Annotated in this window: 27 protein-coding genes and 3 pseudogenes; 22 read left to right on the forward strand and 8 right to left on the reverse strand. The window is 70.3% G+C overall.

All coding sequences use genetic code 11. The annotated features are described in order from the left end of the window. Nucleotides 1-71: 71 nt before the first annotated feature. Entirely contained in the window at nucleotides 72-230 is a 159-nt protein-coding gene (locus ACRYR2_RS11785; protein WP_432563057.1) for a hypothetical protein, read from the reverse strand. A gap of 13 nt (nucleotides 231-243) precedes the next feature. Next, nucleotides 244-738, reverse strand: coding sequence for a hypothetical protein (locus tag ACRYR2_RS11790; RefSeq protein ID WP_432563058.1), 495 nt, complete (start codon nucleotides 736-738; stop codon nucleotides 244-246). A gap of 61 nt (nucleotides 739-799) precedes the next feature. Between ACRYR2_RS11790 and ACRYR2_RS11795 the strand changes: the two genes are divergently transcribed. The 3 genes from ACRYR2_RS11795 (at nucleotide 800) to ACRYR2_RS11805 (ending at nucleotide 3583) form a co-directional block, all read left to right on the forward strand. Continuing rightward, on the forward strand, nucleotides 800-2335 hold the full coding sequence (locus ACRYR2_RS11795; protein ID WP_432563059.1) for a type IV toxin-antitoxin system AbiEi family antitoxin domain-containing protein: 1536 nt from the start codon (nucleotides 800-802) through the stop codon (nucleotides 2333-2335). After that, nucleotides 2332-3384, forward strand: a complete 1053-nt coding sequence (locus tag ACRYR2_RS11800; protein WP_432563060.1) for a nucleotidyl transferase AbiEii/AbiGii toxin family protein — start codon at nucleotides 2332-2334, stop codon at nucleotides 3382-3384. The genes ACRYR2_RS11795 and ACRYR2_RS11800 overlap by 4 nt, the downstream gene beginning before the upstream one ends. A 76-nt stretch (nucleotides 3385-3460) precedes the next feature. Next, nucleotides 3461-3583 (forward strand): DUF1272 domain-containing protein, encoded by a 123-nt coding sequence (locus ACRYR2_RS11805; protein WP_432563061.1) that lies wholly within the window; start codon nucleotides 3461-3463, stop codon nucleotides 3581-3583. Between the two features lie 22 nt (nucleotides 3584-3605). Here the strand turns inward: ACRYR2_RS11805 and ACRYR2_RS11810 are convergent, their stop codons facing one another. Further along, a complete protein-coding gene (locus ACRYR2_RS11810) occupies nucleotides 3606-4484 on the reverse strand; it encodes a 3-keto-disaccharide hydrolase (RefSeq protein ID WP_432563062.1) in 879 nt (292 codons plus the stop codon). 39 nt (nucleotides 4485-4523) lie between these two features. Between ACRYR2_RS11810 and ACRYR2_RS11815 the strand changes: the two genes are divergently transcribed. From ACRYR2_RS11815 to ACRYR2_RS11825, 3 genes are all read left to right on the forward strand, one after another. Further along, nucleotides 4524-5606, forward strand: a complete 1083-nt coding sequence (locus tag ACRYR2_RS11815; RefSeq protein ID WP_432563063.1) for a LacI family DNA-binding transcriptional regulator — start codon at nucleotides 4524-4526, stop codon at nucleotides 5604-5606. A gap of 80 nt (nucleotides 5607-5686) precedes the next feature. Further along, nucleotides 5687-6571 (forward strand): TolB family protein, encoded by an 885-nt coding sequence (locus ACRYR2_RS11820; RefSeq protein WP_432563064.1) that lies wholly within the window; start codon nucleotides 5687-5689, stop codon nucleotides 6569-6571. Nucleotides 6572-6612: 41 nt separating this feature from the next. Next, entirely contained in the window at nucleotides 6613-7032 is a 420-nt protein-coding gene (locus tag ACRYR2_RS11825; RefSeq protein ID WP_432563065.1) for a heme-binding protein, read from the forward strand. On the opposite strand, the gene ACRYR2_RS11830 is transcribed toward ACRYR2_RS11825, so the two are convergent. Continuing rightward, nucleotides 6950-8320: a TetR/AcrR family transcriptional regulator gene (locus tag ACRYR2_RS11830; protein WP_432563066.1), complete on the reverse strand. Its 1371-nt coding sequence runs from the start codon at nucleotides 8318-8320 to the stop codon at nucleotides 6950-6952. The genes ACRYR2_RS11825 and ACRYR2_RS11830 overlap by 83 nt on opposite strands. A 214-nt stretch (nucleotides 8321-8534) precedes the next feature. Here ACRYR2_RS11830 and ACRYR2_RS11835 point away from each other — a divergent pair, with 214 nt between their 5' ends. The 6 genes and pseudogenes from ACRYR2_RS11835 to ACRYR2_RS11860 all read left to right on the forward strand — a co-directional run. Further along, complete coding sequence (locus tag ACRYR2_RS11835) at nucleotides 8535-9587, forward strand: Gfo/Idh/MocA family protein (RefSeq protein ID WP_432563067.1); 1053 nt, start codon at nucleotides 8535-8537, stop codon at nucleotides 9585-9587. Further along, nucleotides 9584-10480 carry a hypothetical protein gene (locus tag ACRYR2_RS11840; protein ID WP_432563068.1) on the forward strand — a complete coding sequence of 299 codons (897 nt, stop codon included), beginning with the start codon at nucleotides 9584-9586 and terminating at the stop codon, nucleotides 10478-10480. The genes ACRYR2_RS11835 and ACRYR2_RS11840 overlap by 4 nt, the downstream gene beginning before the upstream one ends. Next, nucleotides 10477-11787, forward strand: coding sequence for an ABC transporter substrate-binding protein (locus tag ACRYR2_RS11845; protein ID WP_432563069.1), 1311 nt, complete (start codon nucleotides 10477-10479; stop codon nucleotides 11785-11787). Before ACRYR2_RS11840 ends, ACRYR2_RS11845 begins: the two co-directional genes overlap by 4 nt. Beyond that, nucleotides 11787-12740, forward strand: a complete 954-nt coding sequence (locus ACRYR2_RS11850) for a carbohydrate ABC transporter permease (RefSeq protein ID WP_432563070.1) — start codon at nucleotides 11787-11789, stop codon at nucleotides 12738-12740. Before ACRYR2_RS11845 ends, ACRYR2_RS11850 begins: the two co-directional genes overlap by 1 nt. Continuing rightward, complete coding sequence (locus ACRYR2_RS11855; RefSeq protein WP_432563071.1) at nucleotides 12737-13609, forward strand: carbohydrate ABC transporter permease; 873 nt, start codon at nucleotides 12737-12739, stop codon at nucleotides 13607-13609. The genes ACRYR2_RS11850 and ACRYR2_RS11855 overlap by 4 nt, the downstream gene beginning before the upstream one ends. A 164-nt stretch (nucleotides 13610-13773) precedes the next feature. Beyond that, nucleotides 13774-14376, forward strand: a pseudogene (locus ACRYR2_RS11860) (transposase); the annotation flags it as partial. Nucleotides 14377-14433: 57 nt separating this feature from the next. Here ACRYR2_RS11860 and ACRYR2_RS11865 read toward each other — a convergent pair. After that, nucleotides 14434-15516 carry an IS630 family transposase gene (locus ACRYR2_RS11865; RefSeq protein ID WP_432563072.1) on the reverse strand — a complete coding sequence of 361 codons (1083 nt, stop codon included), beginning with the start codon at nucleotides 15514-15516 and terminating at the stop codon, nucleotides 14434-14436. A gap of 203 nt (nucleotides 15517-15719) precedes the next feature. Here ACRYR2_RS11865 and ACRYR2_RS11870 point away from each other — a divergent pair, with 203 nt between their 5' ends. The 5 genes and pseudogenes from ACRYR2_RS11870 to ACRYR2_RS11890 form a co-directional block, all read left to right on the forward strand. Beyond that, nucleotides 15720-16166: a helix-turn-helix domain-containing protein gene (locus ACRYR2_RS11870; protein ID WP_432563073.1), complete on the forward strand. Its 447-nt coding sequence runs from the start codon at nucleotides 15720-15722 to the stop codon at nucleotides 16164-16166. Nucleotides 16167-16246: 80 nt separating this feature from the next. Beyond that, nucleotides 16247-16381, forward strand: coding sequence for a hypothetical protein (locus ACRYR2_RS11875; RefSeq protein ID WP_432563074.1), 135 nt, complete (start codon nucleotides 16247-16249; stop codon nucleotides 16379-16381). 33 nt (nucleotides 16382-16414) lie between these two features. Next, nucleotides 16415-16669 (forward strand): hypothetical protein, encoded by a 255-nt coding sequence (locus tag ACRYR2_RS11880; RefSeq protein WP_432563075.1) that lies wholly within the window; start codon nucleotides 16415-16417, stop codon nucleotides 16667-16669. Then, nucleotides 16666-17682: an IS3 family transposase gene (locus ACRYR2_RS11885; RefSeq protein ID WP_432563076.1), complete on the forward strand. Its 1017-nt coding sequence runs from the start codon at nucleotides 16666-16668 to the stop codon at nucleotides 17680-17682. Before ACRYR2_RS11880 ends, ACRYR2_RS11885 begins: the two co-directional genes overlap by 4 nt. A 21-nt stretch (nucleotides 17683-17703) precedes the next feature. Beyond that, nucleotides 17704-18447: pseudogene (locus ACRYR2_RS11890) on the forward strand (sugar phosphate isomerase/epimerase family protein); the annotation flags it as partial. Between the two features lie 380 nt (nucleotides 18448-18827). On the opposite strand, the pseudogene ACRYR2_RS11895 reads toward ACRYR2_RS11890, so the two are convergent. Further along, a pseudogene (locus ACRYR2_RS11895) lies at nucleotides 18828-18925 on the reverse strand (IS5/IS1182 family transposase); the annotation flags it as partial. 286 nt (nucleotides 18926-19211) lie between these two features. On the opposite strand from ACRYR2_RS11895, the gene ACRYR2_RS11900 reads away from it, so the two are divergent. From ACRYR2_RS11900 to ACRYR2_RS11920, 5 genes are all read left to right on the forward strand, one after another. Further along, nucleotides 19212-19814: an MFS transporter gene (locus ACRYR2_RS11900; RefSeq protein ID WP_432563077.1), complete on the forward strand. Its 603-nt coding sequence runs from the start codon at nucleotides 19212-19214 to the stop codon at nucleotides 19812-19814. Next, nucleotides 19754-20143, forward strand: a complete 390-nt coding sequence (locus ACRYR2_RS11905; RefSeq protein WP_432563078.1) for an MFS transporter — start codon at nucleotides 19754-19756, stop codon at nucleotides 20141-20143. The genes ACRYR2_RS11900 and ACRYR2_RS11905 overlap by 61 nt, the downstream gene beginning before the upstream one ends. Nucleotides 20144-20170: 27 nt before the next feature. Next, entirely contained in the window at nucleotides 20171-20440 is a 270-nt protein-coding gene (locus ACRYR2_RS11910; protein ID WP_432563079.1) for a hypothetical protein, read from the forward strand. A gap of 77 nt (nucleotides 20441-20517) precedes the next feature. After that, complete coding sequence (locus ACRYR2_RS11915; protein ID WP_432563080.1) at nucleotides 20518-20934, forward strand: MFS transporter; 417 nt, start codon at nucleotides 20518-20520, stop codon at nucleotides 20932-20934. Further along, nucleotides 20931-21305, forward strand: a complete 375-nt coding sequence (locus tag ACRYR2_RS11920) for an LLM class oxidoreductase (protein WP_432563081.1) — start codon at nucleotides 20931-20933, stop codon at nucleotides 21303-21305. The genes ACRYR2_RS11915 and ACRYR2_RS11920 overlap by 4 nt, the downstream gene beginning before the upstream one ends. Before the next feature lie 629 nt (nucleotides 21306-21934). Here the strand turns inward: ACRYR2_RS11920 and ACRYR2_RS11925 are convergent. Beyond that, nucleotides 21935-23653 (reverse strand): dihydroxyacetone kinase family protein, encoded by a 1719-nt coding sequence (locus ACRYR2_RS11925; RefSeq protein ID WP_432563082.1) that lies wholly within the window; start codon nucleotides 23651-23653, stop codon nucleotides 21935-21937. A gap of 64 nt (nucleotides 23654-23717) precedes the next feature. Continuing rightward, nucleotides 23718-24617 (reverse strand): MFS transporter (locus tag ACRYR2_RS11930; protein ID WP_432563083.1); only part of this gene is annotated, 900 nt, incomplete at its 5' end.

Consider the following 24617-nt stretch of genomic DNA (forward strand, 5'->3'; position numbering starts at 1 on the left):
GTGAGCAAGGCACTGACCAGTTCCCAGCGATGCATCAAGTGATGTCTATCCGCACAGCGCAACGTGTTGACTCACGACTCGGCGTTCCTGGTCTCGACGTCCGACTGGTCCTCGCCCTTCTCGACCGTCTCGTAACGCGGCGCTTCTAGGTTGAGCTCGGTGTCGACCGGTGCGTCGGGGTCGGGCTGCGTCGGCGCCGCGGCCTGCGGTTCTGCGTCTTCTGTCGGCATCGGTGTTCTCCTGTCAGAGTTGACGGGTGAGGATCTGAAGGGCAAGGACGGACACTGCCGCCAGCGCGGCCAGCAGCGCGCTGAGTCCTTTGAGGTACCACTGGCCCCGCGAATTGGCCTCCTCTTTCGCCGAGACCACCGGGTCCTGGTCACCGCCGAGCAGGCTATCGGCGACGTGGGCCGGCATGGTGACCGAGCGCCGGTGATCGCGCAGAGAGACCCACTGCTCCCGCAACTGGACGCTGTCGGGGACAGTCACTTTCCGCGGGGCCAAGGCCACCAGGCATGACGTCGCCGATCCAAGCAGGAGGACCACGATCACGATGACGTTCAGTTTGATCCAGGCGTCGAAGGTGACGGCGGCCTTGAGCGCCACCAGCCCGGCGATCAGTACTGACAGTGCCACCCCGTCGAAGGCCAGGACGGTCGAGGCGCGTTGGGCGAAGGCTTCCCCGCGCTTGTCGTGGTGATCATGCATCCAGCGTGCCTGCTCGATGAAGGCCTGCACGATGGTCGGGTCCGTCGCAGGATGGGCAGCAGCAGGCGACTCTGCCTCCGAGCCTCCCCGGGTGGCCCGCGTGGACGGCGGTAGGTATCGCCTGATCCACGTGCTGATCGCCACGGTCACCGCCCTCTCTTGTCTCCCCCTGGGATTGTTACACTCTAAGCGTTACATTTGCAGCATGAGGACGTCGGATCTGACGGCGGTCACCGACATAGCCGCTGGTCAGTGGGGCCTACTCACCACCGCTCAAGCTGCGCAGGCCGGCGTCAGTCGGGTGCAGCTGACCCGCATGGTCACCGCCGGTGTCCTCGAGCGCATGGCGCACGGCGTCTACGCCACCCCCGCCGTCCTGGGCGATGAGCTGCTGTCACTGCGTGCGGCGTGGCTGGCGCTGCAGCCACGCGCCTCGGCCAGTGACCGGCTCGCTGACCCCTGCGCCGCCGGGGTGGTCTCGCACACCTCCGCCGCCCACCTGCACCAGCTCGGGGACCTACTCGCCGACGAGCACGAACTGACCCTGCCCAAGCGGTACCAATCCACCCGCGCCGGCGTCCGCATCCACCGCGCCAGCCTGAACGCTGGGGAGGTCACACTGACCGCGGGACTGCCGGTGACCACCCCCGCGCGCACGGTCGCTGACCTGCTCAGTGCCGGCCACGACCGCGAGCACGTCGCCCACGTTGCTGCTGACGCCATCCGCCGCGGCTCGACCACCCCACACGACCTCGCTGTCGCCCTGCAGTCGGCCGCCGCACGACACGGCGCCCCCGACGGCGCGACCCTGACCCAGCAGCTGCTGGACGCCGGCGGGCTGGCCCCCCACGAGCGGCCCGGCTACGACGTCCGACTCGCCTCCCAGCTGGAGCTGCTGCGCCGCTCCCTGGAGGTGACAGGAACGCGTGCCACCGACACCCACGCCAGCCACGACGATGCCGGCAGCGGCTTCGAGACCAACCTGCAGGCCGTCGCCGCCGGGGTCATCACCCTGGCCACGCTGGTGGAAAAGATCGCTGCCGACCCGCAGGCGAGAGCGGCGATCGCCAGGTTCGCCCAGCGCACCCACGCGACCCTCGCTCCGCTGCGCAACCAACTCGTCCACCCCGTTGCTCCCCCAGTGCGTGGCCCACGCCCTCGCCTGCGGGCAGCACTACCCAGCCCGGACACTGGGGAACAGATCGTGGACTGGTTCGCCAACCCGGACAACCAAGCCGCGCTGACCCAGCTACTCACCACACTGCAGGAGCTCACCGCCAACCGAGCGCTCGACGACCTCCCCACAGCCCTCAACGAAACCGCCCACCGCGACGAAGACGAAGACCGAGACGAAGACCGAGACGAAGACCGAGACGAAGACCGAGACGAAGACCGAGACGAAGACCGAGACGAAGACCGAGACGCAGCTGGAGACGCGGACAGTCGCCGCGGGGGGCGCGAGCGCCGTGGTGGCCGATCCGGGCGGGATGGCCGGCTCGCGAGTCAGCGTGATGACCGGGGTTGGGGAGAAGGCACTGACGTTGGCGTAGGAGCCCGTCGTGGTCTTGATGATCGCGCCGATACCCCGAGGACCCCGGCGGCCGCGACGGATGGGCAGCAGCAGTGAGCGCGACGACCTACCGCGACGGCACCGCGTTGTGGCGGGCGCTGACCGCGCGGGTGCGCATCGCAGCCGCCGCCAGTTCCCGCCCGGGCAATGAGCTACTGCGACGCTTCGTCTACGACCGTTTCCTGGCTCGCGTCTTCGCCGACCTACATCAGGACTCGGCCCCGGGCTCGGGCACAGAGTTGGGCACAGCGCTGGCCACGCCAGACGATTCGGGGTGGGTGCTCAAAGGCGGGACAGCGGTCCTGGCCCGCGTCCACGACGCCCGCCACAGCAAGGACGTCGACCTCCTGCACCGCCTGGGCGATATCGACGATGCCCTGGCGGCACTGCGCGCCGCCGCTAGTCGCGACCTGGGCGATCACTTCCGCTTCGTGCTGGGATCGGTGCGCCCGGTAGGTGGGCGCCAGCAGCCGGGCCTGGCCGGGTACCGCGTGCAGGTCGAGGCCTACTGCGGCGTGCGGCGCTGCGAGACCTTCAGCATCGACCTGGTCACCGGCTCGGTCATGACCACCGCCCCTGAGCTGGTGCGCTCCAGCACCCCGCTGGACCTACCCGGCCTGCCCGCACCCACCGTGCGGGCCTACCCGGTCGTGGACCACATCGCCGACAAGGTCGCCGCCACCGAAGCCCGCTACAGCAACCACACTCCCGGTGTCGGTCCCGGCAGTGGTTCTGGCGGTGGCTCCGATGGCGCCGTCGGTGGCAGTAGCGGCGGCACGTCACCCCGTGCTGAGTCCACGCGAGTCCGTGACCTCATCGACCTGATCGTCCTGGCCCGTACCCAGCACGTGGACGGCGCCGCCCTGCACACTGCCATCGCCGCCGAACGAACCCACCGCGGCCTGCCCCACCGTGACACCTTCGCCGCCCCCGCCGGCTGGGCCACCACTTATCCAAAGTTGGCGGCGGCCACGGTGCACTGCCACGACCTGCCCCAGCTGGCCCAGGCCGTCGCCTACGTCGCGGCTTTTCTCGAACCGGCCATGGCCGGCCACGTCGAGCACCACGACTGGTCCCCCACTGACCAGACCTGGCGACCCCGCTGACAGCATCCTCTCTTCCGCGAGCGTCTGCAGTCGACGCCGTGGCGATCAGCGCTCCCTTCTCGGCTACGCCCCTCCTGTGAATGCTGCGGGACCGACCTTGTCCCGAACGCCGACGCCCATCTGCTCGTTCGAGTGCACGTTCTGCCTCGCGTGCGCCGACTTCCGGCTGGGCGGCCGGTGCCCGAACCGCCGATCATGAACTGAGCCCGGCGAGGCTCTCGTCAGAGTTGGCGCAGGCGAGCGTTGCGCCACCGGCACCGTGCGCCCTCGCCCCAGCGCGCGTCGCCGAACATCGCGTCGTTGTCGTGCACCTCCAGCGCCAGGTGCCCTCGGTCGCCCAGCAGGGCGTGCACGGCCCCGGCGTCGTACCCGGGCGAGACGAGCGTCGCAGTGTCGATCTCGGCGACCTGCACGTCGTTCACCCACGTCGTGATGACCGGCATCGGGCCGATGCAGCGGATCCGCAGGGTGTTCCACTGCCCGACCCGCCACGCCGCCAGGAAGTCCTCCACCCTGCCGGCGTAGGTCAGGCGGTCGATCTTGTCCTGCGTCACGGGTTCGGCGCTGGTCGCCGGGTCGTCGGCGACCAGCCGCACGACGTTCCCGTCGGCGTCGAGTTCGGCGTCCACCGCGAACGGCACGGCCGAAAAGCTCGCGAGACCGTTGCCGAAGAAACCGCCGATGCCGCCCGAGGGCCGGTGGTCGAGCAGGACCTGGAAACCCTCCCAGCTGGCCCGCTGCCGGCGCAGCATGATGCCGGTGTCCGCGGGCCAGTCGGGTTTCACCTCGACGACGAGTTCGAAGTCGCCGTACGCCTCGTCGGAGACGAGGTACCCGCCGTAGCCGCGGGTCCCTTGCTCCCCCACGACGTACGTGTCACCGTTCTCGTCGGTCTCCACCGACCACACCGCGGGGTGCAGTTCCGGGTCGACCGGCGGCGCGATCCCGCGCTCGCGCATCCAGTCGTGCAGGTGCGGCCCGCCGGGGAACAGCGTTCCGTAGACGCGCGGGGCGGGGTGCCAGCCGGCGAGGGTGGTCCCGTCGAACAGCGGGACGAACCCCGCGGCAGCGTCGGTGGTGTCGGCGCGGTTGCTGGACAATCGAACCTCCTGGGTCGGTGGCGTGGGATGATCTGGGGCGTGGATGCGAACGACCGGACGGGACGACTGCCGACGATGTCCGACGTCGCCGCGCACGTCGGGGTTTCCCGCCAGCTGGTCTCGCTGGTCCTGCGCGGCGCCCCCGGCCCGAGCCGGCAGGCCCGCGAGCGCGTGCTGGCCGCCGCCGCCGAACTCGGCTACCGGGCCAACGCCTCGGCAAGGCTGCTGCGCCAGAAGCGCACGTTCCTGCTCGGGGCGCTGTTCTCGATGCGCAACCCGTACGAGTCGCGGCTGGTGGAGCGGTTGTTCTCCGCGGCGGCCGCCCGGGGGTTCGGCGTGGTGCTCGGCCCGGTCACCGACGAGGCCGACCGGCTGCGCGTGATCGAGGGTCTGCTCGAGCAACGCGTCGAGGGCCTCGTCGGGTTCGTCCCGCGCTCGACGACCCCCGAGCTGGAGCGGCTGACCGCGCAGGTGCCGCTTGTGTGGCTGGGCGGACCGGCACCCGGCGACAACGTGCACATCGACGACGTCGCCGGCATGCGGGCCGCGATCGGACACCTGCGCGGCCTCGGCCACCGCCGCATCGCCCACCTGCGCGGCGACGGCAGTCCCGCCGGCGAGGAGCGCTGCCGGGCGTACAGGCAGGCGATGGACGAGGCGGGGCTGTCCTCGCAGACCACTGTCCTGGGCGGCGGCTGGGACGAGGAGAGCGGTGCGGACGTCGCACGGGACCTGCTGCGGCGCAGACCGTCGGACGCGCCAACGGCCGTGGTCTGTGCGAGCGACCAGGCCGCGGCGGGTCTGGTGCAGGTGTTGCGCACGGGCGACGGCGCGCTGCCGGGAGTCGACGTGCCGGGGCGCGTGTCGGTGGTTGGCTGGGACGACAGCTACCTGGCTGCGCTGTCGTTCCTGGACCTCACGTCGGTCCGCCAGGAGATCGCGGCCACCGCCGACGCGGCGCTGGACCTCGTCTCGCGCCGGCTCGAGGACCCGGCGACGCCCGTCGAGACCGTCCTGACCGCGCCCACCTTGGTGGAGCGCGGCTCGACCGGGCCGGCGAGGGCTCATCGCGGGACTCCGTCATCTCAGCGGTTGGCACGTTCCAAGCAAACGTCCGACTGAAACTCGCACACGCACCGAGGGCCGTCAAGCACCTCTCCGGCGAACCTCCACCCGGGTTTGTCTCGTGCTAACTTGCCCGCATGCTCCGCACCCTCGCGCCGACGCAGCGGTCCCGCGTGATGATCGGCGGCCCCGACCTGGCCACCCCCGAGGTCGTGTTCGAGACCACCGACCTGCTGCTGGAGGCGCCGAACTGGTCGGCCGACGGCGCGGCGCTGTTCCTCAACGGCGACGGTCGCCTCTGGCGCCTGGACCTCGCCGACCCCGCTGCCGGCGTGCAACCGGTCCCCTTCACGGGCCTGCCGCCGATCAACAACGACCACGTCGTCGACCCCGACGGCGAGCACGTGTACCTGTCCGCGAACGACGGCCACGTCTACCGCGGTTCCCTCACCGGCGGCGACGTTGTGCGGATCTCCCCCGACGACGGCAACTGGCACTTCCTGCACGGCGTCTCGCCGGACGGCGGCACCCTGGCCTACGTCGAACTCGGCTCGTTCGATGAACCCGGCCGCCTGGTCCTGCTGCCCTCAGCCGGCGGGGACGCCGTCCGCGTCCCCGCCGGCGACGGCCACCTCGACGGGCCCGAGTGGACCCCGGACGGCGAGTGGCTGCTGCTGAACACCGAGCACTTCACGAAGGCCCCCGGGCACGCCCAGCTGGCCCGCCTGCCCGCGGCCGGCGGCAACCTCGAGCGCCTCGTCGCGAGCGACACGGTCGACTGGTTCCCGCACGTCTCCCCCGACGGGCGGGCGGGCAACTACCTGTCGTTCCCGGCCGGGACGCAGGGCCACCCCGCCGACCTCGACGTCGTCGTGCACGTCGTGCGCCCCGACGACTGGACCACCTCGATCCAGCGCTACCCCATCCCCGGCGGGCAAGGCACGCTCAACGTCAACGGCTGGGCACCCGACGGTTCCCGGTTCGCCTTCGTCGCCTACCCGTTCGACGGGGGGACCCCCTGAGCGACGACCTCGAACACCTCGAGCTCCAGGAGGAGCGCCTGGTGTTGCCCCGGTTCGGCCCCGAGGACGCGTGGACGCTAGGTTCGCTGATCGTCGAGCGCGCCCGCGCCACGGGGGCCGGCGTCCTCGTCGACGTCCGGCGCGGGGACTTCGTCCTGTTCCGCGCCGTGCTGCCGGGCGCCACGATCGACCAGCAGCACTGGGCCGTGCGCAAAGCCGCTGTCGTGCAGCGTTTCGAGGCCAGCAGCGCGCTCGTCGCGGCCCGGATGGAGCGGCACGGGGTCGACCCCGTCGCCGTCGGCTGGCTCGACCACGGCTACGCCGTCACGGGCGGTTCCTTCCCGGTGCGCGTGGCCGGCGCCGGGGTGGTGGCGGCGGTCACGGCGTCGGGGCTGAGTTCCGCCGAGGACCACGACCTCGTGGTCCACGGCCTGCAGCGGCTGCTGGCGACGATGGAGTGACGGCGGGCCCGGCCCACCGCTCCCGGCACAGCCGCAGGAACGGGCGGAACGTCGCCCCGAGGTCGAGTTTCGGGTCGGCGATCCATTGCAGCTCCAGACCGTCCATGACCGCGAACACCACCCGCGCCTCGAACTCACGGCGGTCGGCGTCCATCGCCGCGACGGCCCCGTCCGCGGCCGCCTGCCGCAGCGCCCCGTCGAGTTCTCCGACGATGCGCCGGAACCGACGCGCGACCCAGTCCCGGGCGGGGTGCTCGGGGTCCGAGGCCTCGGCACACATCGTCAGCCACAGCTCGACCAGTCCGGGGTTCTCGTCGTGGTGGGCCATGGCCCGCTCGAGGGTGTCGACGTAGGCCGCGCCCCGCGGGGAGTCCACCCACTCGCCCGTGCTCGCGTCCCAGTCGTCGAGCACGGCGAACAGCAGCTGCTCCTTGGTCCCGAAGTACCGCAGCAAGGCCGCGGCGCTCAGCCCGACCCGGTCGGCGATCTCGCGCACCGACGCCCCCGCGTACCCGTGCCGGCCGAAGAGCTCTGTCGCGGCGAGCACGATCTGCCGTCGGCGCTCGACCCCGGTGCGGTAGGGCCCGCGCACGGTGGCGCCGGGCACGGCGGCGCCCTCGGCCTGCGCCTGCGGTGCGGCCGGCGACGCCGCGACCGACGCCGGCGGGACGCGGTCCGGGGCGGCGCCCGGCGTCCCCAGCCAACGGCGCAGGGTCATCTCGAACAGCGCGTCGGAGTGGCCCACCAGGTCCATCGCCGGGTCGGCGATCCACTGCAGCTCCAGCCCGTCCATCGCGGCGAACAGCCAGCGGACCTCCCGCTCGCGGTGGGCGCGGCCCAGCACCGGCACCCCGGCGTCGCGTTGCAGGACGGCGAGGTTCTCGACGGCATCCGCGACGATCCGCTCGTAGCGCTCCTTCACCCACGTGCTCGCGGGGTGGTCGCGGTCGGTGGCCTCGGTGCACATCGTGAGGAACAGCTCGATGAGGCCAGGATGCTGCACGTGGTAGCGCATCAGGTCGCCGAAGGAGCCGAAGTACTCGGCCCCGGCGCCGATCTCGACGCGGTCGCCCAGCAGCTGGGTCTCGGTCCACCACCGCTCCAGCACGGCGATGAGCAGCGCCTCCTTGCTGCCGAACAGGCGCAGGATGCCGGCCGGGCTCACCCCCACCTCCTGCGCGATCTCCCGCAGCGAGGCCCTGGTGTAGCCGCGGCGAGCGATCACGCCCCACGCCGCATCGACGAGCTGCCGCCGGCGTTCGATGCCGTTGCGGTACGGACCCCGCACTCGTGCCCCCTCGCTCGCCGCTTCCACCCGCGCAGTGTCCCCCGCCGCGGGCCGGCGGGCGCAACCGGCTCGCTCGCGCCGGCCGATCTTCCCGAACCGCTTGACCAACTGCGAACACCCGTTTACGTTCTTCTCAAACGTGAACAGCGGGTCGCCTTTCATAGGAGCCCGCCGGCCACGTCTCCCGCTCGTCTCAGTGCTGAGAGGACCGCTCGTGAGTTCCCCCTCGTCGTCTGCCCCCGCCCCGCTCGGGGTGGGCTTCCTTGGCGCCGGCCCCGTCACGCAGGCCATCCACCTGCCGACCCTCGCCCGGCTGCGCGAGACGTTCACGGTCCGCCACGTCATGGACGTGGACCCCACCGTCGCCGGCCGGGTCGCCGCTCGCGTCGGCGCCCGGGCAACCTCCGACGTCGACGAGCTGCTCGCCGACCCCGAGGTCGACGTCGTCGCCGTCTGCTCCCCGCACGCCTTCCACGCTGACCAGGTCGTGGCTGCGTGCCGCGCGGGCAAGAAGGCCGTCTTGTGCGAGAAACCCTTCGCGACCGACGCAGACCAGGCCCGGCGCATCGCCGAGGTCGCCGGCGCGACAAGAGTTCCCGTCCTCGTCGGCACCATGCACGCCTACGACGCCGGCTGGAACGCCGCCCTGCAGAACTCCGATGTGGTGCCGCACACCGTCCGCTCCTCGATCGTGCTTCCCCCGAACCCCCGGTTCGAGGACTTCGCCACCGAGGTGCTGAACCGGCCGGAGTTCTCCGGCGCCCCCGACGCCGCGGCCGCGGTGACCGGCGGCATCCTCGGGCTCGCCGTGCACGACCTGCCGCTGGTTCGGCAGCTGCTGGCCCGTGCTGGCGCCGACGTTTGGCGTTCGCTGGAGGTCGTCTCGGCCGAACCGCTGGCCCCGTTCGGCTACCTCGTCGTGGCCCGCGCGGGGGACATCACCCTCGAACTGCACGCCGTGATGCACGGGGGCTGGAACCCGCAGTGGCAGCTGACGGCCGTCGGCGACGACGACCTCCTCGAGGTCGAGTTCACGCCGTCGTACGTGCACGCCGGTTCCGCCACCGCCACCACAGCGCACGCCGGAACTCGCACCACCCACGCCCCCGCCGACCACAACGGGTACGAGGGCGAGTGGCGGCACCTGGCCGCCGTGGTGCGCGGCGCGACACCGCGGTTCGGCCTGGCCCACCTCATCGACGACCTCGAGTTCGTCCTGGAGTTCGCCCGCCAGTCGGCGGACGCCGTACGGAAGGACGCAGCGTGAGCACGACCACGGGAACCACGGCGACGGGAACAACGACCACGGGAACCAGGACGACGTACTCCGTCGGCGCCGACGAACCCGCCCGCACGACGGGGCGGATCGACGCCATCCTGGCCTCCTTCCCCGTGTCCCTCGCCCCCGCGCACCCGCCGGAAGACGCGGACCTCGTCGCCCTCGACGGCGGGGAGGACTGGCCCAAGCGGCTGGCGACGACGCGGGCCCGCGGCGCGGTCGTCGTCTGCCCCACGGTCTCCTCCACGGTCGTCCCCACATCCGCCGGGCAGGGCGCCGACCCGGGTTTCCCCGTGGTGATCGACCGCCCGCACGCCGGCCGCCCGGGCCTGGCCGACCTCCGCTCCGCGGTGCAGGCCACAGGCGCGGACGCGCTGCTGGAGGTCCGCACCACCGCCGCCCCGGGGAACGACGCGGCCGACCTGGTGCTGGAGCAGTTCGCCGTCGCCCGGGCGGTCACCGGCAGCGGCGTCGCCGCCGCCCGCGTCCTGTCCCACGGCCCGCGGGGTCTCCTCGTGCGCGCCGTCCTGCACGACGGCCGGCAGGCCCTGTTCGGGGCCGACCTGACCACCGCCCTGGCCCCCCTCGTCACGGTCCGGATCCTCGGAGCGACGAGTTCGGTGTCGGTCGCGATTCCCGACTCGGCCACCGCCCGCCCGGCGCACGCCGTCGTTACCGACGACTCCGGCGCCCGCCTACTCCCCACGTCCTGGGAGTCCTCGCACCGCGCCTCCTGGCGCCGCCTGCACGCAGCCGTCGCCGACGGCACCGCCACCACCGACCTCGCCGACCACGCCCAGGACTGCGCCGTCCTGGTCGAGGCGATCCCCGAGCTCCTGCCCCCGACCTCCTCCCCGAACGAACCTGGAGCACAGCGATGACGCACTCCGACACCACCCGCAGCACCGCCACCCGTCGCGGTTTCCTCGGTCTCGCGGCCGGCGCCGCCTCCCTGACCGCCCTGTCCGCCTGCGGTGGGGGTGGCGGTTCGAGCTCCGGCGGCGGTGACTCGATCGCCTTTTGGGACATGCCGTGGGGCGCGGCCAGCTACAACACGGCCGCGCAGCAGATCACCGAGGCGTACACCCCGACCGGCGAGAACCTGCCCGCGAAGTACCAGCTCATCCAGTGGAACAACTTCACCCAGACGTTCTCCTCGGCCATCGCCTCGAACACCGGCCCGGCCGTCTCCACGGGCGGCGGTTTCCAGGCCTACCAGTACGCCGAGCAGGGCGCGATCGCTCCCGCCGACGACCTGCTCCAGACGTTCAGGACCGAGGGCATCTACGACGACTTCCTGCCCGGAACCATCGAACCGTTCAAGGGCGCCGACGGGTACGTCGCCGTCCCGACGCAGCTCGACATGCGCGTCTGGTGGTACCGCAAGTCGGTGTTCGACCAGGAGGGGCTGACCCTGCCGACCACCTGGGACGAGTACCTGACCGTCGGCACCGCCCTGGCCGCCAAGGGGTACTTCGCCTACGGCATCGGCGCAGGCGCCGGCAACAACCTCGGCGCGCACACCATGGTCGCGATGATGATCAACAACGGCGGCGGTCTGTTCAACGCCGACAACGAGCTCGACTGCGTCACCGACCGCAATATCGAGGCCATCGACTTCGTTCAGGAACTCGCAGGGGCGGGGATCATCGACCCGGCCGCGGTGTCGTACACGACAGACAACCTCCGCAGCCAGTGGCAGGGCGGGAAGATCGCCATGGGCATCAACACCCCGGGTCTGGACGAGGACCTCGGGGAGACCGACGGCGACATCCTCGTCGCGACGCCGATGGCCGGACCGCACGGCGACGTCGGCTGCCTGCAGTTCCTCAACAACATGATGATGTACAAGAACACCCCGTCGCAGGCCTCCAGCGAGGCGTTCATGCTGTACTGGTTCCAGAACTACGGGCAGCTGTGGCAGCAGAAGGTCATCCCGGGTCTGCCCGTCCTGCAGTCCGTCGTGGACCTGCCGGAGTTTCAGGAGAACACTCAGAAGGCCGAGATCCTCAAGACCTGGCAGCCGATCGCCAAGACGTACGCGGCACAGGGCGACACCGTCGACGCGAAGATCGCGGCCATCGACGGCGGCCAGGCGCTCAACGAGTTCACCCAGACCGTCCTGGCCGGCGGCGCGGACTCCAAGGCGGCGCTGGAGAAGCTGCAGAAGGACATCGAGGCGCTCTGATGTCCGACGTCCAGGAAGCCCTCGGCAAGGCCCGGCGCGGGGTCGGCGTCGCCGGCTCCGGCCGGGTCGCGGGCCGGCGGAACCGGGGCCTGAACCGCGGCGGGCTGACCCTGCTGCTGCTCGTGGCCCCCTCGGTGTTCCTGCTGCTGCTTATCAACGCTTACCCGCTCGTCTACGCGGCCAGCCAGTCGGTGCACAAGGGCAGCCTCATCGCCACCGGCGACTTCGTAGGGCTGGAGAACTACGTCAACGTCCTGCGGTCAGAGGCGTTCTGGAAGGCGACCCGCTTCACGCTGCTGTTCACGCTCGTCGGCGTGTTCGGCTCCTGGGTCGTCGGCCTCGGGCTGGCGCTGCTGCTGAAGACCCGCATCCCGGGCCGCGGAACGTTCAAGGTCCTGCTGCTGCTGCCGTGGGTCGTGCCCGTCGTAGTCTCCTCGACCGCCTGGAACTACCTCGTCGCCACCCCCGACAGCCCCCTCCCCCGGCTGTTCACCAGCCTCGGGTTCGACACCCCGCTGTTCCTGGCCGACCCCACCCTCGCCGTCGTCACCGTCTGCCTGTTCAAGGTCTGGGTCTCGTTCCCGTTCATGATGCTCATGGCCTCCTCGGCGCTGACCTCCGTCGACGGCACCGTCTACGAGGCCGCACAGATGGACGGCGCGGGCCGGCGTCAGCAGTTCTTCGGCATCACCCTGCCGCTGATCGCCCGGTCCACCTACATCTCTTGGATCCTCATGACAATCTTCTGCGTCAACGACTTCCCCACGATCTACCTGCTCACCGGCGGCGGCCCCGTCGACGCCACCACCTCCCTGGTCGTCCTGGCCTACCGCACGGTGTTCCAGAACTTCCAGACCGGCCCCGGGGTCGCGATCGCCTTCCTCATGACCGCCACCCTCGTCGTCATCTCCGTCCTCCTCTACCGCCAGATCAGGAAGTCGGCCGTCGAATGAGCACCCTGACCGCACCACAGCCCACCGCCCGCCCGCGGCGCGCGCGCGAGATCGTCCCCGAGCGGGAGCTGAAAGGCCGCTGGTGGCGCTTCACCCTGATCCTCCTCATCACCGCCGTCGTCCTCGTCCCGGTCATCGCCACCGTGGTCCTATCCCTGCAACCCGGCCTGGGTTCGCAGGCCTCCGGGCCGACACTGTCGAACTACGTGGCCGTCTTCCGCGACACCCTCACCCCGACCTGGCTGGGCAACTCCCTGGCCGTCGCCCTGGGCACCGTCCTCGTCTCGGTCGCCGTCGCCGCCCCAGCCGGGTACGTCCTGTCTCGCGGCCGCTCCCGCGCCGTCTCCGGGTACAGCCTGCTGCTGTTCGTCGTGCAGTCCCTGCCCGTCATCACGGCCGTTGTCCCGCTGTTCATCCTGTTCGCGAAGTTTGGGCTGGTCGACAACCTCGTCGGCATCGCCATCATCTACGTCGGGTCGTCGATGTCGGTCGCGACCTGGATGATGGCCGCCTACTTCGACTCCATCCCCGCCTCCCTGGAGGAGGCGGCCTGGATCGACGGGACCAGCGTCTTCGGTTCTTTCACCCGCATCGTGCTGCGCAACTCCCTGCCGGGGGTGCTGTCGACCGCGATCTTCACGTTCCTGCTGGCCTGGAACGACTACCTCGTCGCCATCGTATTCCTGCGCTCCAGCGAACGGTTCACCCTCCCGATGGGTTTGCAGTCCTTCTTCCAGCAGAACGCCACCGACTGGGGATCGGTCATGGCCGTCGCCGTCGTCATGATGCTGCCGCCGGTCGTCGTCTTCGCCGCCCTCAACCGGTACTTCTCCGTCGGCGGCATCGGCGGTTCCCTCGCCGGCCGCTAGCCTCGATCTTTCGCGGAGAGCTTGACCCGGGACGCCGACGCGGGTCGTAAATGCACCGGAGTGCCTGCTCTGCAGGTGATCATGCTGCTTGTCGAAGGCACATGGCCACCACGCAGAGAGGCACTTCGTGAGTGAAGATTTAACCCCGCCCCCATCCACTCACCATGACCGCAGACGGCGATTCGCTGGTCTTTTCCGCCGGCGCGTCCTTGCTGGTCGACACCGCCCGCCTCGCCGGTCTGGACACCGCTCTGCGCCGGGCCTTGTCGCCCTGGCGGGCCCGGTCGGCGGTGCACGACCCCGGCAAGATCGTCCTCGACCTGGCGATGGCCGTCGCTCTCGGCGGGGACTGCCTGGCCGACGTCGGCGTGGTCCGTGCCCAGCCGCAACTGTTCGGCCCGAGCGCCTCCGACCCCGCCGTCTCCCGGTTGACCGCGCAACTGGCAGCCGATACCCCTGCCGCCTTGGCCGCCTTGCGCCACGCTCGAGCGACTGCCCGTGAGCGGGCCTGGAACATCTCCTCGCCGATTCTAGACCACGGGCACATTGTGATCGATCTCGATGCCACGATCATGTTGGCGCACTCGGAGAAGGAAGGCGCGGCCCCGACCTGGAAGCGGACCTTCGGATTCCTCCACCCACTGCTGGCGTTTGTCGACCACGGCCCTGGCGGGACCGGGGAGTACGTCGGCGGCATGCTGCGCACCGGCAAAGCCACCGCCAACGACGCCGCCGCCCACATCGCCGTCCTCACTGAGGCCCTGCAGTAGTTGCCTGAGCACGAGCAGTCCCGGGTTCTAGTGGTCAGCTCGAAAAGTTCCTGATCATGCAGCGCGCTGCCAGGTGAATCTGACCGGGCGGTGAGTCCTGTTGCGTTCACCGACCCAGTCCTGCACGGCCTGGTCGCAGCCGTCACCGTTGGTGAACCAGCCATGTCCCAGGACCTGGCGGGTCACGATCCCGAACACCGACTCGATCGGGTTGACCCACGAGGCGTGCTTGGGTGTCAGCAGGACTTCGATGCCGGGATGCTCGGCCAGCCAGGCCGTCGTGGCCCGGCTGGTGTGCGCCGGCCCGTTGTCCATGATCAGCACGAAGTCGGCCCCGTGCACGTCTTTGAGGTACTCCAACACCTCGATGAACGCCGCCGGGTCCATGCGTGACCGGGCCCGGACCATCTCGACCGCCCCGCTGGCGCAGTCCTGAACCCCGTACCAGGAGACGGTGCCCTTACGGACGTACTCGAACTCACGCCGCAGACTGCCGTCACCGGCGCGCGAATCGGCCCGCACCGGGGTCCGGACCGGGTGGGAGGTCTTTTCATCCAGACTCAGTACCGGCCGCGCACCGACCTTGGCCGCGCTGACAGCCTGCTGCACCGCAGTCACTTTGGCATCGAAGCCGGGGTCGGGACGGCGGTGAATCCAGCCGCGGACCCGATGCACCTTTAACCTCAACGCGTTCAACGTGGTCGTGACCCAGGAGCAGGTGACGCCCCAGTTCAGGTCCCACATCGCCTCGCGTAGTGCGCGGTGAGTCCACAGCGCGTACGGGCCCGGACGCTTTGAGGTGACCACGGTCACCAGGTCCCGCACGGCCGCATCGGGGTAGAGCACCGGCCGCCCGGAGCGAAGGACATCCAGCAGTCCCTCGATGCCCTCGGCCGCGACCCGCCGAACCCACTTGCGGACGGTGTTGCGGGTAGTGCCGTGGGCGGCGGCCACTGCCCGTAAAGACTTCGCCGCAGCGGCCAGGACCAGGCGGGCGCGGAAGGCGTGCCGCTGCGCCACGCCGGGATGGGCAGCGACGTACTGCAGTTGCTGCTCGATAGTCTCGGCCGTGCGCGGCATCGTCGGAAGTGCTGTACCCACGGCCACCGACGGTGCCGCGTCCTTGATCACTGTCACGGCAGCGACATGTGCAGGTCAGGTGATCAAGGACTTTTCGAGGTGACCACTAGTGGTCATGTGCGAAAGTTCGTGATTACCGGAGTGCCGCAACAGATCCACACGTCGCTACCCAGACCGTGATCAAGGACGGGGCACCGTCGGTGTGCATGGGAATGCCTCTGCCGACGGTGCCGCGCCTGGACGATGCTAGGCGGAGCGCGTTGACGAAGATCGCCAGACGACCGACCAGCCAACGCCACGCCGACCGCGCCCGCTGGGTCCTGGCCCTGGACGCCAGCATCGACGAAGGCCACGGCGAAAGTCGCAGCCAAGTCCGCGCTGTGGCCGCCCGATTCGGCATCAGCCCCACCACCGTCCGCAAGTGGGCCCGGCGTGTGGCCGAGCTCGGCACCGACGGCCTGGCCGACGCCGCCCGCAGCGGCCGTCCCCGCCTGTACGACGACACCGCCGTCCGGGACCTGCTCACCTTGGCCACCGAAGAACACCCTCAGGTCAACGCCTTGTGGACCCAGACCGAGCTGGCCCGCCGCATGGGCGATCTAAACTGGGGCGTCACCGCCTCCTGGGTCAGCCGCACCCTGGCCGGCCTGCACCTGAAGGTCCACCAGGTCCGCGGCTGGCTGCACCGCCCCTCCCTGTCAGGCTGAGGTGAGACACGAAGTACCGATCCACTCCTTGGCGTAGGGCGAGAAGCGAGACACCTACCGTAACCCTGACACTGTCCGATGTGGACAGCACCGACCGCCCCGATCCGACCGGGCCGACCGGCCCCAACGACGCGTCCGAGCCCGGCCCCCGCGCCGAGCAAGCCCGCCGGCGTTCGTTCACCGCCGAGTACAAGGCCCGGTTCCTGGCCGAGTAGGACGCCGCACCCCGCGGCGAACGCGGCGCCATCTTGCGCCGCGAAGGCCTGTACGACACCCACCTCATCGGCTGGCGCAAGTCCGCCACCGTCGGCGCCCGCGACGCCTTGCAGCCCCGCAAGCCCGACCCGCGGGACGAAGAGATCGCCGAACTACGTGCTCGCGCCGAACGCGCCGAGGCCGACCCGAACCGGACCCGGACGGCGTTGGAGATCGTGGGAAAAGCGCACGAGCTCTTGGAAAAACTCTCCGAGAGCACGGGCACACCCAAGCCGCCGCAGCGGTGATCAACCCCGCCGTCGATGAACTGGCCAGCACGCTGGCCGGTCGTCTCGGCGGTATCCGACGGGCGTGCGCCTTGCTCGGCCGGGCCCGCGCCTCGCACTACCGCGCCAACAAGCCTCCCCGGCTGGGACCGTCGCGGCCGCGGCCACGTCCGGCCAGCGCGCTGAGCCGGGCCGAGGAACAGCAGGTCCTGGACCTGGTGACCTCCGACCGGTTCGTGGACAAGTCCGTCGCGCAGATCTGGGCGATGCTGCTGGACGAGGGCACCTATCTGTGTTCGCAGTCAACGATCCATCGCCTGTTGCGGCGCAATGGGATCGTCGGTGACCGCCGCGCCCAGGCCACCCACCCGGCACGGGTGAAACCTGAACTCGTCGCCGTCAAAGTGGGGCAGGTCTGGACCTGGGACATCACCAAACTGCGCGGCCCGGCCCGCGGGGTCTACTACGAGTTATACGTCGTGATCGACATCTTTTCCCGCTTCGTCGTGGCCTGGCGGGTGGAGGCCCGTGAGGACGCCGGACTGGCTCAGGACATGCTCGAGCAGGCCATGGGCCGGCACCAGATCCCCGATGTCGTGCACGCCGACCGGGGCACCTCGATGACGTCCAAGCCCGTCGCGCAGCTGCTGGTCGACCTGGGTGTCACCCGGTCGCACTCCCGGCCGCGGGTGTCGAACGACAACCCGTTCAGCGAGGCGCAGTTCAAGACGTTGAAGTACGCCCCGGCCTTCCCGGACCGGTTCGAGTCCCTGGATCGCGCCCGGGAATTCTGCGAGGTGTTCTTCGCGCACTACAACTACGAGCACCGGCATTCGGGGATCGGGCTGCACACCCCGGCCTCGGTGCACTACGGCACCGTCGGGCAGATCCGCGCTGCCCGGCAGATGACGCTGGATGCGGCTTACGCCGCGCACCCCGAACGGTTCGCCACCCGCCGGCCCACACCACCAGCACTGCCGACTTCGGCGTGGATCAACCAGCCGTCGCGGGAGGCTCAGATTCAGAGCGTTTGACCGACACGTGTCTCATAGAACTTGACAGGTTCCGCCGGCGTCTCGCGGGTGGAGGTGACCTTCCCACCCCTGGACTTCCACAGCGCCCTCACCGCCTACGGACCCGCTGAAGCGGTCCGCGAAGCGTTCGGCCGTCGTGGCGTGAAGGTGGTCTCCGGCTTCCTCAACGGCACGCACTGGGGCACCTGCTCCCCGGAGGAAGCCGTCGCCGACGTCCGTGACTACGCCGGGTTCCTGCACGCGCTCGGAGCGGACATCCTGGTGCTCGGGACACCCATGACCCACGGGGGTCCCGACAGCCCCGTCGAGCCGCTCGACGCCACCGGCCGACAGGCCCTGCTGGAGACGCTGGCGGCCAACTGCGACGCGGTCGGCGCGTCGCTCGCCGAACTCGGCATCCGTCTCGCCATCCACACCGAGTCGCACTCGATCACGGTCCAGCACGCGGACATCGCCACGATCATGGACTTGACCGACCCAGCCCTCGTCGGCCTGTGCCCGGACTCGGCACACATCACGCTGTCCGGGGGTGACCCCGTGGCCATCGCACGGGAGTTCGCCGACCGGGTCGTGGTCTCGCACTGGAAGGACGCTTCCGGCCCCTTCCCCGCCGATCTCGTCCTCGACGAGAACGTGCACGCCGTCCACCGCCGTTTCATGCGCCCCCTGGGCGAAGGAGTCGTCGACTTCGAAGGCTGGGCGAAGGTCATGTCCACTACTGCCACCGCCGGCGTACGACTCATCGAACTGGACGCCGCCCCCGACCCCGTCGCTGACGTCGTCGCTGCGCGCGCCTTCGCGGAGGAACTACCGAGTAGCCCGTCGCGCAGCCCGAACATCACGAGTCCTGTTCGTCGCCTCACCCGCCGCGGGGTGGACAGTCGCGTGGTCAGGGTCCTGTCGGCCGCCCTGGCCTGCCGGTGTTGCAACTCCTTTCACCGTGAGGTCGGGAGTTTGCGGCAGCAGATCAGCGCACGTCAGCTGCAGCGGGCTCAGGTGCAGATCGGAACGGACGTCGCAAGGGATGCGCAGAGGCGGGAACTGCTGCGGCCAGGCGGAGGTGCGCTCGACGACCCGGCGGGTGCGGCGACGTCTGGCGTCGCGAGCGGCGGCGCGATGTGCGTTGCGGCACGATCCCTCCAGCTCGGACGCAGACGGGATCGGCCGCGGACACCACGCACGGTTGGGAAGGCGTCGACCAACGGCAGGAGCTGGGTCACGGCGTGCCGGCGCCTCCGGAGAGGGTGGCCGCACGCAGCTCATCGTCGGCGGGTACGAGCAGGTGTGGTGGACCGGCGCGAGTGACACGATCGCCGAGAACTCCTGCCTGACTGGCTGATCGACGTTCTGACCCAGACGGGATCCGTCGCGGACCCGATTGCTCGTCACCACTCGAGGAGGAACGTCTGCTGGTCAGTTGCAGCAGTCAGCTGATCGAAGAACACCACGTCCGCACGGCTGGTGACCGCGCCGCCAGCGCTGAGGGCGATGACGTCGACAGGACCTGAGACGGCGACGAGGACGGCGCGATGGCGTTGGCGCCTTCGGTCAGCGTGGGCACGAAATCGTCTCATCGGACAGCGGCAGAAAAGAGCGGTACGACGTGGCCTCGCGCGTCGCACCCTGCCACCGACCACCACCAGCCGATGTTTGACCCTGCTGCACGGTCCCTGCGCTGTCCCGGTCAGCCACCGCGGCGCTGCCTCCTCTGCTGCGCCCGTATCCACGCTGCAGGCACCACGCCGCAGGCACCCAAGACGCACCTGGAGCCCAGCGAGGTCGTCGTCATCGCCGTGCTGGCGGTGTCGGGCTTCATCGTCATCTTCAACGAGATGGTCATGGGGGTGGTTCTGTCCCACGTCATGAGCGAGCTGGGCATCACCGCGACCACCGGGCAGTGGCTGACCACCGCCTACGCCTTGACCATGGCGGTGGTCATCCCGGCCACCGGCTTCCTCATGAAGCGCTTGAACATGCGCCCGCTGTTCAGCACCACCATGGCCTTGTTCAGTGCCGGCACCCTGATCGCCGCGATAGCCCCAGCTCCGAGGTCTTGCTGGCCGGGCGCATCGTGCACCTGCTGGCCGGGCGCATCGTGCAGGCGCTGGCCACCGCGATGCTCATGCCGCTGATGATGACCACCACCTTCCGGCTGACCCCTGTACACCGGCGGGGGCAGATGATGGCCCTGGTCACCGCCGTCGGCGCGGTCGCCCCCGCCATCGGCCCGGCCATCGGCCCGGCGATCTCCGGCATCATCATGGCCAACCTCAGCTGGCGTTGGATCTTCATCCTCGTTCTGCCGCTGGCCTTGATTTCCCTGGTCGTGGGCGCGATCAAGATGCGCGACCTCACCACCCCCGCTGCCAGCAGCATCGACGTGGTCTTCCTGGCCCTGGCCGCGGTCGGCTTCGGCGCCCTGGTCTACGGCCTGGCCAGCGCCCACGACACCTCCGGCTAGCACCCGCCGGCCACCTTCTGGATCACCGTGGCCCTGGGTCTGGTGGGCATCGCCACCTTCGTGGCGCGTCAGCGGCATCTGCAGCACCGCGACGCTGCGCTGCTGGACATGCGCATCTTCACCCACCGCGGCCTCACCCTGGCCGCGATCGTGGGTCTTTGCCTGTTGATGACCGCCATGGGCCTGGCGGTGGTCCTGTCGCTGGTGCTGCAGGACGTGCTGGGCTTGAGCGTCTTTACCACCGGTCTGCTGCTGGAGCCCGGGGTGCTGCCATCGCCCTGGTCTCGGCTCTGGTAGGGCGCCTGTACGAGCGCACCGGCCCGCGCACGCTAGTCCTGACCGGTGCGGTCATCGACACCGCCGGGCTGTGGTTCATGTCCACCGTCACCCCCGAGCGGCCCGTCTGGGTCATCCTGGCCACCCACCTGGTGATCTGCACCGGGCAGGCGTTCATGTGGACCGCGCTGTTCACCTTGGCTCTGGGGTCGCTGCCGGAAAAGCCCTACTCTCACGGCAGCGCCGCGCTGAACACCTTGCAGCAGCTGGCCGGAGCCGCCAGCATCGCCGTTCTGGTCTCGGTGCTGGCTATCTTCAGCGACCCGGCCAGCGCTGGTGCCAGCACCGGCAGCACCTCCCTGGACGGGGTCAGTGCCGCGTTCACCGCCGCCAGCCTCATCGCGGTGGCCTCCATCATCGGCGCGCTCTTCCTGCCCCGACGGGCCAAGGAGACCGCGCCTACCTCCGCGCCCGCGTCCACGTCTGCGGCGGTCGAGGCCCGTGAGCCCCGATGAGCAAGCCCACGATGATGCTGGCCTTGACCTTGGGCACCGGGTACGGCTTTCAGGCCCTGTCCTGGCGTTCTCCCAGCGTGGACCCGGCCAACTACACCAACTTCGAAGCTCAAGCGCGAGACGCTCGGGCCGCTGAGCGGGGCAAGTTCGCCTTCTTGCCCGACACCCCGGCCATGACCCCCACGACGGACCGGGAAGCACCGCAGGCCACCCTTGAGCCGATCGTCACGATCGCGGCCATCGCCGGCCAGACTCAGCGGATTGGCTTCGTGGCCACCGACTCGACGAGTTTCGGTGAGCCCTACAACACCGCCCGCAGTTCAAGGCCCTGGACATCCTCACCCACGGCCGCAGCGGCTGGAACGCGGTGACCACCAGCCAGCCTGCTTCCGGCGCCAACTACGGCCAGGCCATCGCCGTGCCAAGGTGCAGGACACCGCGGGCGCCTCGACTGACGGGCCGGCACTACCCTCGCCCACCGTGACCGGTGATGCTGCCCAGAACAACATCGACGCCCAAGCTAAGCAGAACGGCTTGGGCCGCCGGACCCATGGACACCTGACTGCACCTCGACAACAATGCCCTCCGCCCAAGTACACACGACCTGGGCGGAGGGCATCCTCGGGTTTCTTGTCCCGCACGCTCACGGTTCTCAAGGTCCCCCTCGACCGTCTGACTCGCTGACGACAGCCCCGCTGACCAGCCGATGAACACTTTTCACCGTCCGAGGGCCGCCAGGCCGTGCAGCCACATGCTCCGTCCTCAGTCGCGCTGATTCAGCGCCGGGCGCCTGCAGCGCTGACCTGGAGCAAGGAGGGACGCAGCCGGGTGCCGTTGGCGACCTCCTCGACCTCCACCTCCGAGTAGACGGCCAGCACTCACCGCAACGCCTCGGAGAAGTCGGCCCGGAAGTGCCGATACCTACGCGGGATGGACACCTGGGTGCCGAACTGGAAGCGCAGCTGCTTACACGTCACGATCATCGGCCGGCGCCGTTCTCTCAGAGTTTGTCGGCGATGGTGCGGGTGACCAGGGCCAGGGAGACGGCCCCGGCGTCGGGGTGACCCAGGGAGCGTTCGGCCAGCGGCCGGGCCCGCCCGATCTGCGGACGCAGGTCCTTGGTGGCCTCGGCGGCCGCGGTGGCGGCCTGCGCGGCGGTGGTGAACGCCGTCTTCAGGTCATCCCCGGCCCCCACCCGCTCGGCCAGCTTCTCAGCGAAGGGCACCTGGGCATCCAGCATCGTCTTGTTGCCCACCCGGGCCCCGGCCAGGCGCATCACGGCCTCCACCGAGGCGGTCGCGCCCTCGGCGACCTGCTGCGCGGTGGGCTTGCCCGCATCGCCCAGCTTGTCGGCGAAGGCGTGCAGCAGCACCCCCCAGATCACCCCCGAGGTGCCGCCGGCCCGGTCAGCCCAGGCGCCACCGGCGGCCGACAGCGTCGCGCCGGCGCCGGCGCCGGCATCAGCGGCGGTCCGGGCGGCCTGGGCCGCGGCGACCGAGCCGTTGACCATGCCGGTGCCGTGGTCGCCGTCGCCGGCGATGGCGTCGATGCGGCCCAGTTCGGCCTCGGCGTCCTTGAGCACGTCGCGGACGGCCTCGATCAAGGCGGCGACCTGCTGGCCGGCCTGCTGGGCGGCCTCGGGGGTGCCGGAGTAGTCGGCGACCTCCTCGGTGGGCGCGACGTAGCGCGGGGCCGGGGTGGTCTCGATCGTCGCGCCCACGCTCAGGGCCGGGCACTGGGCCGGGGCGGTCCACAGCCTCTCCAGCTCCTCATCCAGCCAGGTCACCGTCAGCGAGGCGCCGGCCATGTCCAAGGAGGTGACCAGTTCCCCGACCTGCGGGGCCACGATCTGGTAGCCGGCCGCGCGCAGCCGCGCCGCGATCGGCACGTACAGCAGGAACAGCTCCTCGTACTTGGTCGAGCCCAGGCCGTTGACCAGGACCGCGACCTTGCCCCCCTGCCCAGGGCCCGGGGTGCCTTCGGGGCGGCCGGCCAGGACCTTGTCGACCAGCAGGTCGGCGATCTCGGAGGGCGTGCCGATGGGTTCCTCGCTGATGCCCGGCTCGCCGTGGATGCCCAGCCCGACGCCCATGTGGCCTTCGGTGACGGTGAACAGCGGCTCGCTCTCCCCGGGCAGGGTGCAGCCGGCGAAGGCGATGCCCATCGAGCGGGTCACGTCGTTGGCGTGGCGCGAGACGCGCACCACGTCGTCGAAGGAGTAGCCGGCCTCGGCCGCCGCGCCGGCGATCTTGAAGGCGACCACGTCGCCGGCGATGCCGCGACGTTCACCATTGGCGCCCTGTCCCTCGGAGGCGACGTCGTCGGTGACCACGAGCAGTTCGGCCGGGATGCCCTCGGCGCGCAGCCGTTCGGCGGCCAGGCCGAAGTTCAGGATGTCCCCGGCGTAGTTGCCGAACCCCAGGACCACACCCCCGCCGCGGTGGGCGGCCTTGGCCACGTCGTAGACCCAGCGGGTGGAGGGGGAGGCGAACACGTTGCCGCACACCGCGCCGTCGGCCAGGCCCGGCCCGACGTAGCCGGCGAAGGCCGGGTAGTGCCCCGACCCGCCGCCGGCGATGACGGCGACCTTGCCCTGGGGGGTGGCGGTGGAGCGGATCACCCCGTGCGGCACCGGCTGCACGAAGTGGGAGTAGATGTCCACGAAACCGGCGACGGACTCGTCGACGAAGGTTTCAGGCTGGCCGAACAGGTGGGTCACGAGCAGTTCTTCCCGTTCTTCGGTGCGTGCGGTTCCACGGACGTCCTCCCCCGGTGCGCGAGCCTCAGCGGGCGCCGGTGGGCTTACCGACGGCGGTCGGGGTGCCGGCCAGGGCCTGGCGCTCGGCGGCGAGGTTGGCCGCGCGACGCGAGGCCGGGTTGGTCTCGGCGGTGAGCAGGGCGGCGACCAGGCCGATGAGGCCGTAGACGCTGAACAGCACCGCCGGTCCCTGCCAGCCGAAGCTGCCGTAGAGGCTGACCGCCCAGAAGGCGGTGAACCCGGAGATGACGGCGGACAACTGGTAGGCCAGCGACGCACCGGAACTGCGGGTGCCGGTCTCGAACAGCTCGGGGAACCAGGAGGCCTGGGTTCCGGCGAGGGAGTTCTGGCAGAGCGTGAAGCTCACGACGAACACCACGACGATGAGCAGCAGGTTGCCGGTGTTGGCCATGAGGAAGATGGGGAAACCCATGACGACCATCAGGCTGGTGCCGAACAGGTACAGCGGCTTGCGGCCGATGCGGTCGGTGAGCCGGCCCCACAGCAGCGTGGCGGGGAAGCCCAGCAGGGCGGCGATGACCAGCGCCATGATGGTGTCGGACTTGCTCGCCAGTCCCTCGTCGTGGACGTAGGAGGTGAGGTAGGTGATGGCGACGGCGTAGCCGGCGGTCTCGGCGATGCGCAACCCGAACGCGCGCAGCAGGTTCCGCCAGTCGGACTTCACGACGTCCTTCAGCGGGTTCTCGGCGATCTCGCCCGCCTCCTTGGCGCTCTCGAACTCCGGCGACTCGGTGATGCGCAGCCGGATGTAGATGCCGGCGGCGATGAGGAGCCCGCTGAGCAGGAACGGCACCCGCCACACCCAGTCACCGGCCAGGCCGGCGCTGGCCCAGAACGCCAGGTTCGCCAGCAGCAGCCCGAGGGGGAACCCGGCCTGCGGCAGCGCGCCGTACTGGCCCTTGCG

Origin of the sequence: Kineococcus deserti, from assembly GCF_050871945.1 — a bacterium.
In the GTDB taxonomy this organism is placed as follows: domain Bacteria; phylum Actinomycetota; class Actinomycetes; order Actinomycetales; family Kineococcaceae; genus Kineococcus.

Coding starts and splice junctions, on each gene's coding strand:
- ACRYR2_RS11785 (WP_432563057.1), bottom strand. CDS start 230: ATGCCGACAGAAGACGCAGAACCGCAGGCCGCGGCGCCGACGCAGCCC.
- ACRYR2_RS11820 (WP_432563064.1), top strand. CDS start 5,687: ATGCTCCGCACCCTCGCGCCGACGCAGCGGTCCCGCGTGATGATCGGC.
- ACRYR2_RS11845 (WP_432563069.1), top strand. CDS start 10,477: ATGACGCACTCCGACACCACCCGCAGCACCGCCACCCGTCGCGGTTTC.
- ACRYR2_RS11850 (WP_432563070.1), top strand. CDS start 11,787: ATGTCCGACGTCCAGGAAGCCCTCGGCAAGGCCCGGCGCGGGGTCGGC.
- ACRYR2_RS11855 (WP_432563071.1), top strand. CDS start 12,737: ATGAGCACCCTGACCGCACCACAGCCCACCGCCCGCCCGCGGCGCGCG.
- ACRYR2_RS11900 (WP_432563077.1), top strand. CDS start 19,212: ATGGCGTTGGCGCCTTCGGTCAGCGTGGGCACGAAATCGTCTCATCGG.
- ACRYR2_RS11915 (WP_432563080.1), top strand. CDS start 20,518: ATGTCCACCGTCACCCCCGAGCGGCCCGTCTGGGTCATCCTGGCCACC.
- ACRYR2_RS11920 (WP_432563081.1), top strand. CDS start 20,931: ATGAGCAAGCCCACGATGATGCTGGCCTTGACCTTGGGCACCGGGTAC.